The sequence below is a fragment of the Rouxiella chamberiensis genome, from assembly GCF_026967475.1.
Lineage (GTDB): Bacteria > Pseudomonadota > Gammaproteobacteria > Enterobacterales > Enterobacteriaceae > Rouxiella > Rouxiella chamberiensis.
Map to the genome: position 1 here is coordinate 2,527,128 of NZ_CP114058.1, position 14,478 is coordinate 2,541,605.

General features: G+C 52.0%; 18 protein-coding genes and 1 pseudogene. 9 read left to right on the plus strand and 10 right to left on the minus strand.

Translation table 11 applies throughout. The features are described 5' to 3' along the window. Positions 1-45: 45 nt before the first annotated feature. The gene (abgT, locus tag O1V66_RS11710; RefSeq protein ID WP_045046273.1) at positions 46-1,575 is read left to right on the plus strand and encodes a p-aminobenzoyl-glutamate transporter; all 1,530 of its coding nucleotides are present in this window, start codon (positions 46-48) and stop codon (positions 1,573-1,575) included. Positions 1,576-1,628: 53 nt separating this feature from the next. On the opposite strand, the gene O1V66_RS11715 is transcribed toward abgT, so the two are convergent. Both O1V66_RS11715 and O1V66_RS11720 read right to left on the minus strand, forming a co-directional pair. Beyond that, complete coding sequence (locus O1V66_RS11715) at positions 1,629-2,510, minus strand: oxygenase MpaB family protein (RefSeq protein WP_045046272.1); 882 nt, start codon at positions 2,508-2,510, stop codon at positions 1,629-1,631. Positions 2,511-2,517: 7 nt separating this feature from the next. Continuing rightward, entirely contained in the window at positions 2,518-3,177 is a 660-nt protein-coding gene (locus tag O1V66_RS11720; protein WP_045046271.1) for a TetR/AcrR family transcriptional regulator, read from the minus strand. A gap of 186 nt (positions 3,178-3,363) precedes the next feature. Here O1V66_RS11720 and O1V66_RS11725 point away from each other — a divergent pair, with 186 nt between their 5' ends. The 6 genes from O1V66_RS11725 (at position 3,364) to bhsA (O1V66_RS11750) (ending at position 6,209) form a co-directional block, all read left to right on the plus strand. Further along, positions 3,364-3,624 carry a hypothetical protein gene (locus O1V66_RS11725; protein ID WP_045046270.1) on the plus strand — a complete coding sequence of 87 codons (261 nt, stop codon included), beginning with the start codon at positions 3,364-3,366 and terminating at the stop codon, positions 3,622-3,624. Between the two features lie 462 nt (positions 3,625-4,086). Next, positions 4,087-4,344, plus strand: coding sequence for a multiple stress resistance protein BhsA (bhsA, locus tag O1V66_RS11730; protein ID WP_045046269.1), 258 nt, complete (start codon positions 4,087-4,089; stop codon positions 4,342-4,344). Between the two features lie 193 nt (positions 4,345-4,537). Then, positions 4,538-4,798 (plus strand): multiple stress resistance protein BhsA, encoded by a 261-nt coding sequence (gene bhsA / locus O1V66_RS11735; protein WP_045046268.1) that lies wholly within the window; start codon positions 4,538-4,540, stop codon positions 4,796-4,798. Between the two features lie 274 nt (positions 4,799-5,072). Continuing rightward, complete coding sequence (gene bhsA, locus O1V66_RS11740; protein WP_045046267.1) at positions 5,073-5,333, plus strand: multiple stress resistance protein BhsA; 261 nt, start codon at positions 5,073-5,075, stop codon at positions 5,331-5,333. A 164-nt stretch (positions 5,334-5,497) separates the two neighbouring features. Next, entirely contained in the window at positions 5,498-5,758 is a 261-nt protein-coding gene (gene bhsA, locus O1V66_RS11745; protein ID WP_045046266.1) for a multiple stress resistance protein BhsA, read from the plus strand. A gap of 190 nt (positions 5,759-5,948) precedes the next feature. Beyond that, on the plus strand, positions 5,949-6,209 hold the full coding sequence (gene bhsA, locus O1V66_RS11750) for a multiple stress resistance protein BhsA (protein ID WP_045046265.1): 261 nt from the start codon (positions 5,949-5,951) through the stop codon (positions 6,207-6,209). Between the two features lie 68 nt (positions 6,210-6,277). Here bhsA (O1V66_RS11750) and ddlA read toward each other — a convergent pair whose 3' ends face one another. The 3 genes from ddlA to O1V66_RS11765 are packed head-to-tail and all read right to left on the minus strand — an operon-like array spanning position 6,278 to position 7,765. Next, on the minus strand, positions 6,278-7,228 hold the full coding sequence (gene ddlA, locus O1V66_RS11755; RefSeq protein WP_269127514.1) for a D-alanine--D-alanine ligase: 951 nt from the start codon (positions 7,226-7,228) through the stop codon (positions 6,278-6,280). After that, a complete protein-coding gene (locus O1V66_RS11760) occupies positions 7,111-7,371 on the minus strand; it encodes a hypothetical protein (RefSeq protein WP_269127517.1) in 261 nt (86 codons plus the stop codon). Before O1V66_RS11760 ends, ddlA begins: the two co-directional genes overlap by 118 nt. A gap of 52 nt (positions 7,372-7,423) precedes the next feature. Next, positions 7,424-7,765, minus strand: coding sequence for a DHCW motif cupin fold protein (locus O1V66_RS11765; protein ID WP_045046853.1), 342 nt, complete (start codon positions 7,763-7,765; stop codon positions 7,424-7,426). A gap of 209 nt (positions 7,766-7,974) precedes the next feature. On the opposite strand from O1V66_RS11765, the gene O1V66_RS11770 reads away from it, so the two are divergent. Beyond that, entirely contained in the window at positions 7,975-9,411 is a 1,437-nt protein-coding gene (locus O1V66_RS11770) for an NAD-dependent succinate-semialdehyde dehydrogenase (RefSeq protein WP_269127519.1), read from the plus strand. 86 nt (positions 9,412-9,497) lie between these two features. Here O1V66_RS11770 and phnE (O1V66_RS11775) read toward each other — a convergent pair whose 3' ends face one another. The 5 genes and pseudogenes from phnE (O1V66_RS11775) to O1V66_RS11795 all read right to left on the minus strand — a co-directional run bounded on the left by phnE (O1V66_RS11775) (position 9,498) and on the right by O1V66_RS11795 (position 14,032). Then, a complete protein-coding gene (phnE, locus tag O1V66_RS11775) occupies positions 9,498-10,421 on the minus strand; it encodes a phosphonate ABC transporter, permease protein PhnE (protein ID WP_045046262.1) in 924 nt (307 codons plus the stop codon). After that, positions 10,421-11,284: a phosphonate ABC transporter, permease protein PhnE gene (gene phnE / locus O1V66_RS11780; RefSeq protein ID WP_045046261.1), complete on the minus strand. Its 864-nt coding sequence runs from the start codon at positions 11,282-11,284 to the stop codon at positions 10,421-10,423. Before phnE (O1V66_RS11780) ends, phnE (O1V66_RS11775) begins: the two co-directional genes overlap by 1 nt. 90 nt (positions 11,285-11,374) lie before the next feature. Further along, positions 11,375-12,307 (minus strand): phosphonate ABC transporter substrate-binding protein, encoded by a 933-nt coding sequence (gene phnD, locus O1V66_RS11785; RefSeq protein ID WP_045046260.1) that lies wholly within the window; start codon positions 12,305-12,307, stop codon positions 11,375-11,377. Positions 12,308-12,409: 102 nt separating this feature from the next. After that, positions 12,410-13,245: pseudogene (gene phnC, locus O1V66_RS11790) on the minus strand (phosphonate ABC transporter ATP-binding protein). A gap of 196 nt (positions 13,246-13,441) precedes the next feature. Further along, positions 13,442-14,032, minus strand: a complete 591-nt coding sequence (locus O1V66_RS11795; protein WP_045046258.1) for a Yip1 family protein — start codon at positions 14,030-14,032, stop codon at positions 13,442-13,444. Positions 14,033-14,393: 361 nt separating this feature from the next. Between O1V66_RS11795 and O1V66_RS22000 the strand changes: the two genes are divergently transcribed. Next, a complete protein-coding gene (locus O1V66_RS22000; RefSeq protein WP_442976089.1) occupies positions 14,394-14,477 on the plus strand; it encodes a small membrane protein YohP in 84 nt (27 codons plus the stop codon). Position 14,478 lies beyond the last annotated feature (1 nt).

The following is a 14,478-nucleotide window of genomic DNA, read 5'->3' on the forward strand; positions in this document are numbered from 1 at the left end:
TAAACCGGCGGAAATCACACTGATCATTTTTCGACGAGGGATTTTATGAGCATACAGGCACAGGAACACCATCACGGCCCCGGCGGCTTTTTCAGCTGGGTTGAACGCATCGGCAACAAGATCCCGAACCCGTTTTTACTGTTTGTCTATCTCATCGTGGTATTGATGCTGAGCAGCGCGGCGATTTCGTGGCTTGGCATTACGGCGGTGAACCCCGCCAACGGTGAAATTATTCACGTCAAGAACCTGCTGAGCGCCGAAGGGATCCAGTGGATTTTGCCGAATGTGGTAAAAAACTTCAGTGGTTTTGCTCCGCTGGGGTCCATTCTGGCGCTGGTGCTGGGCGCAGGACTGGCCGAGCGCGTCGGCCTGCTGCAAAGTCTGATGTACAAAATGGCGGCAGGCGTAAATGCCCGCTACGCCAGCTATCTGGTGATTTTTATCGCCTTCTTTAGCCACATCTCTTCCGATGCCGCACTGGTCGTGATGCCTCCGCTTGGCGCGCTGATTTTTCTTGCCGTCGGCCGTCATCCCGTTGCCGGGTTGCTGGCGGCGATTGCGGGCGTAGGCTGCGGCTTCACCGCGAATCTGCTGATTGTCACCACCGACGTGCTGCTTTCCGGCCTCAGTTCCGAAGCCGCGAAAGTTATCTCTCCGTCGGTACAGGTCAGCGTGGTCGATAACTGGTACTTTATGGCCGCCTCGGTCATGTTGCTGACTTTTGTCGGCGGTCTGCTGACCGATAAATTTGTCGAGCCGCGCCTGCCCGCCTATGAAGGCGCGCGCGATGAACAGATGAAAACCCTGACGCCGCTCCAGAATCGTGGTCTGATTGCCAGCGGCATCGCCGCCGTGGTCTTTATCGCGCTGGTGGCGCTGCTGGTGGTGCCCGAGTCTGCGCCGCTGCGCAATCCGCAGACGCACGGCATTGTGCCTTCACCGTTTATTCAGGGCATTGTTCCACTGATCATCCTGTTCTTTTTCGTGGTTTCGCTTCCCTACGGACTGGTGACCAAACAGATTCGTTCGCAGAGTGATATTCCCAATCTGCTTATCGATCCCATGAAAGGCATGGCCGGTTTTATCGTGATGGTGTTCCCGTTGTCCCAGTTTGTGGCGTTCTTTAACTGGAGCAATATGGGCAAGTTTATGGCGCTTGGCCTGACCGATATTCTGGAAACGCTCGGAATGACCGGGATCCCGGCCTTTGTAGGGCTGATTTTTCTGTCGGCGTTTCTGTGCATGTTTATCGCCAGCGGTTCGGCTATCTGGTCTATTCTCGCGCCCATTTTTGTGCCGATGTTTATGCTGCTGGGCTTTCATCCGGCGTTTGCGCAGATTGTATTTCGTATTGCCGACTCGTCCGTACTGCCGCTTGCTCCCATGTCACCGTTTCTGCCGCTGTTTTTAGGCTTCCTCCAGCGTTATAGCAAAGACGCCAAACTGGGCACCTATTACTCGCTGGTATTGCCGTATCCGGTGGTGTTCTTTGTGGTCTGGCTGATTATGCTGGTGGTGTGGTATCTGCTCGGCCTGCCGATTGGGCCGGGAGTTTATCCGCACCTGCCTTCATAAACGGCAACTTGCCGCAATTGTCTATCGAGCAGAAATAACTCAATCGCGCGGCGCTAGGGCAACCGTCCTACGCGCCGCATCGCACGACTCCACGAACCGTTTCGCACCGCCCAGCGCAGAACGCTGGCGACGCGGCGCATGGTAAAGTCGAGGCCCTTTCTTTTAAGCGGCGACAGCGTAATCCCGAGTTCTTTCAATGCCCATTCAGGCAACAGTTCGATTCCCGACCACACCATCAACTTTCCAATTGGCACGGCGACCCGGCTGGGCGCAGGCGCATTAAGGATAAGTTTGACGACCTCCTGCGTGCGCGCGTCGCAGCGAAGTTGGGGGCGCATGCGTTCGAGATAGTCATCGATTTGCTGCACGCTGACAGGAACATTCTTTCCGCCAAGGGCTTCCACCACACGCGCGACTTCGCGATAGTACTGATCCTGTTCGGCGAGGCTCAAATCGGGATTGCGATAACGAAGATAGGATTGCAAAAAGCTGTAGGATTCGGCGACGTGTACCCAAACCAGGAGTTCAGGGTCGCTTGCGGCATAAGGTTGGCCCTGCGCATCGACGCCGGTTACCTTGAGATGAATGGTTTTAACACGTTCAATCAGCCGTTGCGCATCGGCAAGCGGGCCGAACGTGGTCCCTGAAATAAACTGACTGGTACGTCGTAAACGGCCCAGCATGTCCTGACGGAAGTTCGAATGGTCCCACACACCCGCCAGAGCCAGGGGATGCAGCATTTGCAGCAACAAGGCGCTCACGCCGCCACAAAGCATGCTGGAGAAGTCTCCGTGAACACGCCACACTACGCTGTCGGGGCCAAATAACCCGACATCACCACGAGGCTGTTCAAAATCGATTCCTCCCAGCGCCAGGCCGGAAATACTCAACACCTGACGCTCTATCTTCTTTCTCAACACTTCACTAACGGGCATACGTTTCTCAGTGTGCGACCGTTTTCGGCATGGGAATACTGCGCAACTGCGGCCAGACATACATCAGCATGTCAATGATAGCGCCGAGCTGTTCGGTACTTGCGCCATCACGCGCCTGCACGGACATACCCTGTACCGTGGTGGCGACATACTTCGCCAGACGCGAACTGTCGGTGTCGTTCGGGAACTCGCCGGTGAGCTTTTTCTTCTCGAAAAACTCGAACAGCGTGCGTTCCTGCGACAGGTGGCGCGAACGCAGCATCTCGGAGATATCCTGAGACGCGGCAGACATACCTGACGCGGCATTGATAATGAAACAACCGCTCGGCGTGTCACAGTCGGTAAACATCTCTGCCGTGGTGCGCAGATACTGTTCTACGGCCTGTTCAACCGACAAATCGGAACGGCTCAGCAGGCACAGGCTTCTTTCGTAAAAAGTGGCCAGATAGTGCTCTACTGCGGCGCGAAACATCCCTTCTTTATTACCAAACTCGGCATATAACGTCGGCGCCTTGGCCCCTGTGGCCTCGACGAGGTCGGCCAGCGACGTGGCTTCATAGCCGTGACGCCAGAACAGATTCAACGCCTTGCTAAGCGCGGTTCCACGGTCGAACTGTTTTGGGCGACCGCGACTTTTCCGGACCAGTGCCGTCTGTTCAGTGCTCATACACCCTCCTTTCATCACTCTTGTGATTATGGTTATCAAAATATCTTAACGATCATTATTAAAAATAGTTGCACAGATGTCCAGTAGAGATTAATATTTAATTATCGAGCGATAAGTAAATCTCTCCCCAGGTTTTCCCAACGGAATATGCAGCAGTTTTAAACGAGTTAATCAGGACGTAACATCATGAGAAACATCAAATTGATTCTTGCAGTCATGGCACTTACCGCTGTACCGGTTACCCAAGTCGCCGCACAGCAGACCTTCTTGATGCCGATTCAGACTCAGGAAGTTGCGATGGTTAACGTGACGGGCGACAGCAATGTCGTACAACCGCCGCGCGGTACCCTGAACAGGAAACCCGTTCGTCCGGGCAACACCCGTTCACCGACCATTCCACCGGCACCTTCTGCCAGTAACAATGCGCCATCCGCTATCTACTATTGATTGCGCATGACACGCTGGAAGCAGAAAAAAACGAGGGCGGCACATTGATGCCGTCTTCTTTTTAACACCCCTCCTCCACGACCTCAAGAATTTATTAGCGGCTATTAAAATAAACTTTATTAACGCAAAATCCGAATGATTATATTGAATAACCATTGCACTTTAATGAAAAAAGCACTCACTTTTAACAAGTTAACAACAACGCATTGATGATGTTTTGACCTCGCAACTGTTAAGGCCTTTCCTGCCTGTCTCGTTTCCTGCCAGCCAACTTCTTATCATGAGGGTTTAAATTTCCCTTACGGTTCATCAGGTTACCTTCCCGCAGCACATTAAGTTAACGATTGATAATAAAATAAATTGCCAAGGGTGAAGTGCAGGCATATTATTTGTTTATCGAACGTTAACTAATAACGTTACGCATCTGAATTCAAGCTTTAAACTTTATAGAGGCGACACATCATGAAAAACCTGACCCTGATTTTTGCGGCGTTGACCTTGGCAACGGCGTCTTTCTCTTCACTGGCTGCAACCGAAGTGACCCAGGCGCCAGATCATGCGCAAAAAATTGGCGTGATCTCGGCCACGTCCAGCAATGATCTCTCAAGCCTTGAACGTAATTTGAATGCCAAAGCCGACGAAGCCGGAGCAAGTTCATTCCGTATCATTTCAGCGTCGGGCGACAATCATCTGCATGGTACTGCCGAGCTGTATAAATAAGCGGGTGGGCAACAAGCTCTGCAACGATCCGCACAATAAGTTAACGATTAATATTTAAATGACTTGCACGGAATGTGATCAGGCTCTAACATTAAGTTATCAACTGTTAAGTAATCATCACAACGACCAGATACATCTCGTGAGCCCCAGCAGACCGTGTGCCCGGCTCATTCCATTAATTGAGGAAGCTATTATGAAAACCCTGACTAAAGCTTTTGCCGTTATCGCCCTGACCTCCGCTTCATTTGCCACTCTGGCAGCCACCGAAGTTTCAATGGCACCAGGCGGACAGCATAGTGCAGGGGTTGTCAGCGCTTCTACCAATACCGATGACCTGTCTACGCTGCAAGGCAAACTGGCGGCCAAAGCCGCACAGGAAGGAGCCAGTTCTTACCGTATCATCTCGGCGGGTGGTGAAAATCATCTTTACGGTACCGCAGAAATCTATAAATAAGCCCGGCAGTTCGAGTTGAAGAAGAGGCGGCACTGGCCGCCTTTTTCATGTCTGCAAATCCGCTGTACTTCACGTTATTGATTCCCGGATGTTGAAAAGACAGGATTAAAAAGATCGCACAATTAGTTAACGATTAATAAAGAAATGTATTGCACAGATTCTGATCAACGCCTATCATTTACTTATCGAACGTTAATTAATAACGACGAACAGAAATCAACCACTGAACTCGATAGAACGCAGGTTCAGTTAACAAATTAATGAGGAACGCATCATGAAAAACATCACTAAAGCATTTGCCGTCATCGCCCTGACAACCGCTTCATTCGCTTCCTTCGCAGCTACCGAAGTGGGTATGGCACCTACCGGCGCACAAAGCATCGGTACCGTGAGCGCAGCCACCAACGGTAATGACCTGAGCACATTGCAGGGCAAACTGGCTGCCAAAGCCGCCGAGCAGGGTGCAAGTTCTTATCGCATCGTCGCTGCGGGTGGTGATAACCATCTGTACGGTACGGCTGAAATCTACAAATAAGCATCAAAGACGTTTAGCACAATAAGTTAACGATTATTAAATAAACACGTTGCATCGGACTTCAGTAAAGCCTAGTATTTAGTTAACGAACGATAACTTTATCGCCGCCAATTAAATATCAGTCCGGTACATACTCCCGGCTCAAGAGAACAGGAAATAAAATCATGAAAACATTAACTAAAGCATTTGCCGTTATCGCCCTGACTTCCGCTTCTTTCGCCACTTTTGCTGCATCCGAAGTAGGTATGGCCCCAACTGGCGCACAGAGCATCGGTACCGTGAGCGCAGCAACCAACGGTAACGACCTGAGCACCCTGCAGGGCAAACTGGCCGCTAAAGCTGCCGAGCAAGGTGCAAGTTCTTACCGCATCGTTTCAGCCGGTGGTGACAACCATCTTTACGGTACCGCTGAAATCTATAAATAAGATTTCGCCGTCCTTTTAGAGCGTTGGCATCATTTGTTGTAAAACATGTTGTAAGGGTAAACGCAATGAACCGACCCGATAAGGCGGACATTGTGAATCGGACAGAAGTTTATTGAGGCTCAAATTTCACAAGCGAACGACAAAAAATGTCGTCACCGAAATTTGGCAACGTAAAATCGAGGAAAATATTATGAAAAACCTGACTAAAGCATTCGCCGTTATCGCACTGACTTCCGCTTCATTTGCCACTTTTGCGGCGACCGAAGTGGGTATGGCCCCAACTGGCGCACAGAGCATCGGTACCGTAAGCGCATCAACCAACGGTAACGACCTGGGTACGCTGCAAGGCAAACTGGCTGCCAAAGCCGCGCAGGAAGGGGCAAGCTCTTACCGCATCGTGGCTGCCGGTGGTGACAACCATCTTTACGGTACCGCTGAAATCTACAAATAAGGTAGACAGCATCAGGCAGAAGAGGCGGCATTGGCCGCCTTTTTCGTGTCTGCCTTTTGCAGAATCAATCAGTGCACGCTTTTTAGCTGGCTGTCCTGTTCGTGCTGTTCAAGCGCCAACTCCACAAGGCGCGTGATGAGCGAAGTGTAATCCAGCCCACTTGCCGCCCACAGTTTTGGATACATGCTGATATTGGTAAAACCGGGCAACGTATTTACCTCGTTAATCACTACCTCCCCTTCTGGCGTCAGAAAGACATCAACCCGTGCCAGTCCGCGACATTCCAGTGCCTTGAAGGCCTGAATCGCGATCGCCTGAATCCGCGCGTTTACCTCAAACGGGAGATCGGCAGGTATGGCAACGGAAGCGCCCTGCTCGTTGATGTACTTGGTATCGTATGAGTAGAACTCGTCCTGAAGAATCACTTCTCCGCACGTGCTAGCCTCGGGATTATCGTTGCCAAGAACGGCACACTCGATTTCCCGACCTTTAATGGCCGACTCCACCAAGACTTTGTGGTCGTAGCTGAAAGCGTCGTCCAGCGCCCGCTCAAAGGCGGCGCGATCTTTGACCTTGCTGACGCCTACGGACGAGCCCTGATTGGCCGGTTTAACAAACAGCGGCAGGCCGAGTTGCTCCACTACCTCGTCAAAGGATATCCTGGCGCGCGTGCGGCGAGTCAGGCTGACAAACGGCGCGACGCTGAGTCCGGCATCGCGCAGCAGACGTTTGGTGACGTCTTTGTCCATGCACACCGCCGAGCCAAGCACACCGGAACCGACGTAGGGAATATTCGCCATCCTAAGCAGGCCCTGCAAGGAACCGTCTTCACCCAGCGTGCCGTGCACAATCGGGAAAATCACGTCGAGTTGGGACATCGCGTGCGCATTCTGCGTGTCGATCAGCTGATTTTTTCCAGACCGGGAATCAGCGCGACCTGCTGACTGGAGCGGTTTAGCGCGATCAACGCCGGATTTTCGGCATTGACAAGATAGTTGCTGGCGTCGTTGATATGCCATTCGCCCTGCTTGTCGATGCCGAGCAGGGTGACGTCGAATCGCGACGTGTCCATTGCGTCGACAATATTGCGGGCGGATTGCAGCGACACCTCATGCTCCGAGGACTTGCCGCCAAAGATAATACCTACGCGTAATTTATTCACTTGATGCTCCTTCATGCTGCCCTGTGGCCACCCGACGACCCTACCGAATTGATTAATCGACGATAAAGAGTTTTGCCCCAATCGGCGTGGCGGACTGGTGCGCTTCGGCGTTGTCGGCCACCTGATAACTCATACCGGGTTTCAATATAAAGCTACGGCCGTCGGCAAGCCGGGTATGCAGTTCACCTTCGAGACAAAACAGGACATGGCCCTTTTCACACCAGTGGTCGGCCAGATATCCAGCCGAATACTCGACGATTCTCACGCGGACAGGGTTTGCCGCATCGCCGAAGTGTTGGGTGCGCCAGAGTGCAAAGCCGGAATCGCCTGGATGACGGGTCGGTTCGACGGTGTTCCAGTCGGTAGTACAAAAAGGAATGGCGGAGAGTTTCATTGCTGTCTCGAACAGGTTAGGGGGATTCAGAATAGAAGCGATTGGTCCGGCAATCAATCGGCAGTTTTCTCCTTAACGTTTAAGCAGCTATGTACAAATGTGTCCAACGAAAAGTTTGGTAAACCGCAGCCAAAGCTCAAAAAATGTGACGCAGTCGACTATGCTTACTCTTTCAGCCGCAGCAAAAGCTGATTAACGCACCTCAATTCATGCCCGGCGCGCCAACACTAAAAAGGTGCGGTGGGTGGCAAAACAAGGAGCAATTCATGCCTTATCAAACCATTAATCCGTTCAACAACAAGCTAATCAAAGAATATCAAACACATAACGATCAGCAGGTAGAACAGGCTCTGGAAACGGCTCATCAGCTCTACAAATCCGACTGGGCGCAGGGCGATATCCAACCGCGATTGCAGGTTCTGCACAAGCTGTCGGAGATCATCTCTTCACGCGTCGATGAACTGGCGGAAGGTATCAGTACCGAAATGGGGAAACTCATTGGTCAAAGCCGTGCCGAGGTTCAGCTGACAGCGGACATTGCCAAATATTACGCAGAAAACGCCGAAGCGTTTCTCAAACCTGTGCCTTACAAGTCCGAGCTGGGTGAGGCCTGGGTAGAACATAGCCCGATTGGCGTCATCATGGCGGTTGAGCCGTGGAACTTCCCGTTCTACCAGCTGATTCGCGTACTGGCACCGAATCTGGCCGCCGGTAACAGCGTATTGGTCAAACATGCCAGCATTGTGCCGCACGCGGCGGAAACGTTCGAGAAACTGATTACCGAAGCGGGCGCGCCCAAAGGGGCCTACACCAACCTATTTATTTCGCAGGATCAGGTCTCCAACATCATCGACGACGATCGCGTTCAGGGTGTTGCACTGACCGGCTCCGAAAAAGCCGGTGCCGTGGTGGCCTCCCGCGCCGCTGGCAAGCTGAAAAAATCCACTCTGGAACTCGGCGGTAACGATATCTTTGCCGTGCTGGAAGATGCCGATATCGACCACGCCGCCAAAGTCGGTGCGCAGGCTCGCGTTTCCAACGCCGGTCAGGTCTGTACGGCAGCCAAACGCTTTATCGTTCACGAAAAAGTGGCGGACGAATTCCTGAAAAAATTCACCGAACATCTGAGCGCCCTGAAAATTGGCGATCCGCTGGACAGCAACACCACACTCGGCCCGCTCTCTTCCGCCGACGCCCTGAAAACCCTGACTAAACAGGTGCAGGACGCGGTCAAGCACGGCGCTAAAGTGCATCTCGGCGGCGAACCGGTGAAAGACAACGCGGGTAATTTCTACCCGGCCACTATCTTGACCGGCATCAACCGCGACAATCCGGCCTACTTCGAAGAGTTCTTCGGTCCGGTCGCCCGGTTCTACGTGGTTAAAAATGACGAGGAGCTGGTGAAACTGGCCAACGATTCTCATTATGGCCTCGGCGGTGCGCTGTTTACCCGCGACATGACGCGTGCGCGTAAACTGGCAACCAAGATTGAAACGGGGATGGTGTACGTCAACTCGTTAACCGATACCGCGCCGGAATTGCCGTTCGGCGGGGTGAAACGTTCGGGCTTTGGTCGTGAGCTTTCCGATTTGGGTATCAAAGAGTTCGTTAATCAGAAACTGGTCGTTCTGACTGCCAAGTCCTGATTGCCCGGTGGAGAAATCCTTTTAGCGCCTCTCCACCTGCCCTCTTTCCCCGCCGAGACTGACGGGGAAAAGGGGGTCAAAAGCCTTCACTCAGGGCGGAACAGCGCCATTTTGGGCCGTTTCGCTTCCTGAGACTCATACAGTTCAATCTCCTTGCCCACGATGTATTTTGCCCGCAGCTGCGAAGAGATTTTATCCATCGTCATGACAATGGCGACCAGAATCAGGGTGATAAACATCACCACGTCCCAATTCCATAGACGCATATTCTCCGCATACACCAGCCCGACGCCACCCGCCCCGACAAATCCCAGCACCGCCGCCGAACGCGTGTTCGATTCTATCTGGTAAAGTGACAGCGCCAGAAAAGTCGGAAACGATTGGGTAAAGATACCGAAACGATGAGTTTGCAGCGGATTCGCGCCCAACGCCCGCAGACCACGGCTGGGAGAACGCTCGACCGCTTCATGCCCCTCGGCGAACAGTTTTCCGAGCAGGCCCAGGTCCTGCATGATAATCGCCAGCACGCCCGCCAGCGGCCCCATTCCGACAGCACGCACGAAAATCAGGCCCCAGATGGCCATATCCAACCCACGCAATATATCCATTATCCGGCGAACGACGAGCGAAATCGGGCGCAGAGTGGGCGTCGACATGACATTACGCGCGGCAAGGAATGACAGCGGCAGCGCCAGAAAAGCTGCCGTCACCGTGCCCGCAAATACAATCGCCAGCGTAATGGCAATCTGCATAAAGTAGTAGGCAAACGGCCATTCGGAGAAATTCTGCCAGACAAACATGCGCAGGAAATATTGACCGATCTCGGCGCAGCCGTGCGTAAACTGGCCGAAAGGAATGCCGTAAAAACGGAAAAACAGCAGGTAATAGACCAGAACCAGCAAGGCAGACAGCCCGAGCAGTCGCAGAGCGCGGCGGCGGGCGGCGAAGAGATGAGGATGTTGCTGTCTGATAGTCGCGACGCCAGCGGGGGACAACGGCTCTGTCAGCATCAGAAGGTTCCTTCTACAACACGTTTACGAAGTTTGCCGGAGGCAAAATCCATGAGGGAGACGACCAGAATAATCAGCAGCAAGGTCATACTGACCTGATCATAACGATCGAGTTTGATCGAGGTCATCAGCTCCTGCCCTATTCCACCTGCGCCCACCAGCCCGAGAATCGTTGACTGGCGGAAGTTTATCTCGAGACGCATAAAGCTGTAGGAGAGAAAAATAGGCTGAACCTGAGGCCAAAGTGCATAGCGCATTCTCTGAAGACGACCCGCACCGCAGGCCTTGAGGCCGCGCACCGGCTTGTCGGAAGCCGTTTCAATCGACTCGTAAAACAGTTTGGTCAGACTGCCGACGGTATGCAGCGTCAAGGCAATAAAACCGGGGATGGCGCCCACGCCAAAGGCCATTACGCACATTACCGCCCAAGCCAGTTCCGGCATGGTGCGCAGAAAAGCCACACAGGTGCGCACGCCGAATTTCAGCCATTTCGGTGAATCCGTATTATTGGCAGCGATAAAGGCGAGCACCACGGAAAGCAGTGTCGACAGAATGGTCGAAGAAAAAGCGAGTTGAATGGTTTCCCAAATCAGGGGCAGCTGGATATTTAATCGATAACCCCAATAGGCAAAGGAACCTTTGGTATGGCTGTCGGCAAACAAGTCGGAAAAATGCAATGTTGGCACCGTTTGACCAATATAGTCAAAGAAATGCGGCGCATTGATTATCACGGTTTTGATATTAAGTTCGGAAATACTTCCCGCCCATAAATAGAGGACTATCATCAAGCCAGACCATATCAGCGCCTCGCGCTTTTGCCGACTGCGTACCTGCTGATAATAATGATGAAATTCTGTATTCAAAATAAGGCTTCCACGGTCGGTAGCGGGACTGACAGTATGGGCCGGAAAGAGAATGTCTGTTCCCTTTCCGGCCCTGATGCGCGGCGGAAATTAACGCCCGCCCTGAGTCAGCTCTTTTTTCATATCGATTATCTGCTGGTAGTCGGCCAGGGTCGCCGTACCAATATGCTGTTTGCCGCCTACGGCTTTGACAAAACACGCGTGATCGTCTTTATCCAGCTTATGAATTGCGGCCACGACTTTGGCTTTGAAATCGGCCGGCATCGAATTACTGACCAGAATGGGACCGTTTGGAATCAACGGCGACTCCCAGATAATGCGCAGCTGTTTCATTAAATCAGGATGCCCCATGCGCATCATGCGGGTAAACGCGCCCGAGGTATAACCGGTCTCGCGGTCACCAATCATCGACGCCCAGGCGACGGCACCGGCAAATTGACCATTGATTACGCCGAGAATGTCCTGCTCATGACCGCCTGAAAACGTGGTGCTGGAGAAGAAACCGTTATATTTATCATCGGTCGAGCCGCCAAACATCTTCTTGAACGCGGCGTTGGGAATGAGATAACCCGAGGTCGAATCCGGATCCGCAAAACCAAACGCCGTGCCTTTCAGGTCTTCCAGCTTTTTATAAGGGCTGTCGGCTTTGACAACCACCACGGAGTGATAACCGCGTGACTGATCGGTGTCATCCACGACAATTCCGGCGATATCTACCGCTTTCGGGTTATTAAGATATACCGAGGCGAAAGAGGACGGCGACATGCTTAATACCACATCGACCTTTCCGCCAAGCAGTCCCTGAATAACGCCTGAATAATCCGAAGAATTACGTAATTTGGTGTCGACGTTGAGTTCTTTGTCAAAGAACGTTTTTACACACATATTATCGCCGATTTGCTGGGTCGCATTCTGACCGCCAAGGATTCCTAAATTTAATTCTTTAGGTGCCTCGGCGGCCAGGATATTAACCGCTGTCAGTGAACCCGCAACAAATACCGCCAGACGTAATAGCTTCTTCATGTAAGCGCAACCTTGAGTGGATTGATTAAAGGAAATAAAGAGATTTTATTTATGGATAACATCGCCACACCTTCCCTGGCGTCCTGAATAATTTTTTCGCCATCAGGCATGAACGGCTTCATTCTCTTCACCGTACAACTGATGCAATATCGTGTCGGTCAGCAAATCCGGATGACCATCGTAAATAATTTCGCCGTGCGCGATACCGATAACACGGGTGCAGAAATCTTTTACCAGTTCCACTGAATGCAGGTTCACCATCACCGCGATATTATCTTCGCTGACCTTTTTGAGGGCGGTCATAATGCGCAGCGTATTTTTGGGGTCCAGCGAGGCAACGGGTTCATCGGCGAGCAAAATTTTCGGGTTCTGCATCAACGCACGGCAAATCGCCACACGCTGCATCTGCCCCCCGAAAGATTTTCGGCGCGTTGCAGCGCATGCGGCAGCATGTGCAGCCAGTCGAGCAGAGAAATGGCGCGGGCGCGGTCTTCATCATTGAATTGATTAAAGAATGACCGCAAGGTAGATGTCTGGCTTAAACGGCCAAGCAGGACATTCGTCAGCACATCCAGCCGGGGAACCAGACAAAAATCCTGAAAAATCATGCCGCAGCCTGCACGCCAACGGCGTAGCGCCTTGCCGGTCAACCCGGCCAACTCCTGTTTCTCGCCGTTATCGTAATGACAGACCACACTGCCCTCACTCAGAGAAAGGGTGCCATTGAGGACATGCAGCAAGGTAGATTTCCCTGCGCCGGAACGGCCTATCACGGCGACAAACTCACCGGCATGCAGTTCGAAACTGAGATTATTCAGTACGCGCAAGCCGGATTTATAGGATTTCACCAGCCCTTTTACGTCCAGTACTTTATTTTGATGCTGTGGCCGGGCGTGAGGATATTCAGCCTGTGCCAGCCTGAGCCGAGCTTGCGCCATGATGCTGTCTCCGTTGCTTACAGATTCTGGGGTCCATTAAGCGCGAAAACTGTGACAGATAAATGATGCTTTGATGGCTGAATAATGACGGGAAAAAGGACGTCTTATTGAAACACAAAAGAAAAAATCCCCGCCAGACTCGTGTCCAACGGGGATTTAATGCTGCTTTGTCAATGCGTTGATACCTTTTCCTCCTTTAGAATAAACGTGAACCATATCCCCACATGATAACGGTGACCGCCAGCAGGAACTCCAGAACCAGTACGCCCATAGCTAACGTCGAACTGGAAAACAGAAAGCCCTCTCTGTGGTCAATCTCGAGGAAGTTGGGGATGCCCAAATACAGCAGATAACCGCTGTAACACAGGCCTATCAGGCCGACAAACAGGCACAGCCAAACCAGTGGATACAGCGCGACAATCCCGCTCAGGAACATCGGCGTTGCAACATAACCGGCGAACACGATACAGCTGTTCAGACTGGGCCGACTTTCATACCGACGCGCCATCCAATAGATGATTCGCCCCATTACCGCGACGGCACAAAGGATTAATACGTAAAAGGCTGCTGCGATGGAAGCCGCTGTCAGCAAAGAGATTTGGAGTTGTTGACCATCGCCAAAATTCCAGCCGACCTGTGTGGTTCCTATAAAGGAACACACGACCGGAATGAGTGCCATCAGCAAGACATGATGTGAATAGACGTGAGAAACCGATTCATGTTCACGTTGAATACGTTTTAATTCGGGACCTGGATGTGACAGAAGTCCCCAGACATGATTTACCATGATACACCCCCTTGCGCGCTGACGGTCGCCCCCAGCGGCCAGAATTTATTCCTTTAACTCTGCAAAAATGGATGGTGGCAGAGCGAAAAGATGGCGACCTTATGACCAAGTATAGCGCGTGCTGGCAGAGGTGCCCGTTTCACCGGCAAGACGCTCCCGCCACTTTGTGAAACACGTCATAAATCGTGAAAGTTATCCGCCTGAAACCGGGAAACGGAAGATGTGAACGTGATTAACGAGCATGAATCAATAAGAAAAACTGTTGAAGAAAAGCGTTTTCGGAGACAGTGACTATACTTAAAGGAAGAACATCATTGAGTTAGCGATGGCTGTTCTAAATCGCATCTTTTAAGGAGAGAACATGAAAATTTTTCTATGGATTATTGCCATCATCTTTATCGTGGGCCTGCTGACCCTGACCGGCGTGTTTAAACTGATTTTCTAAC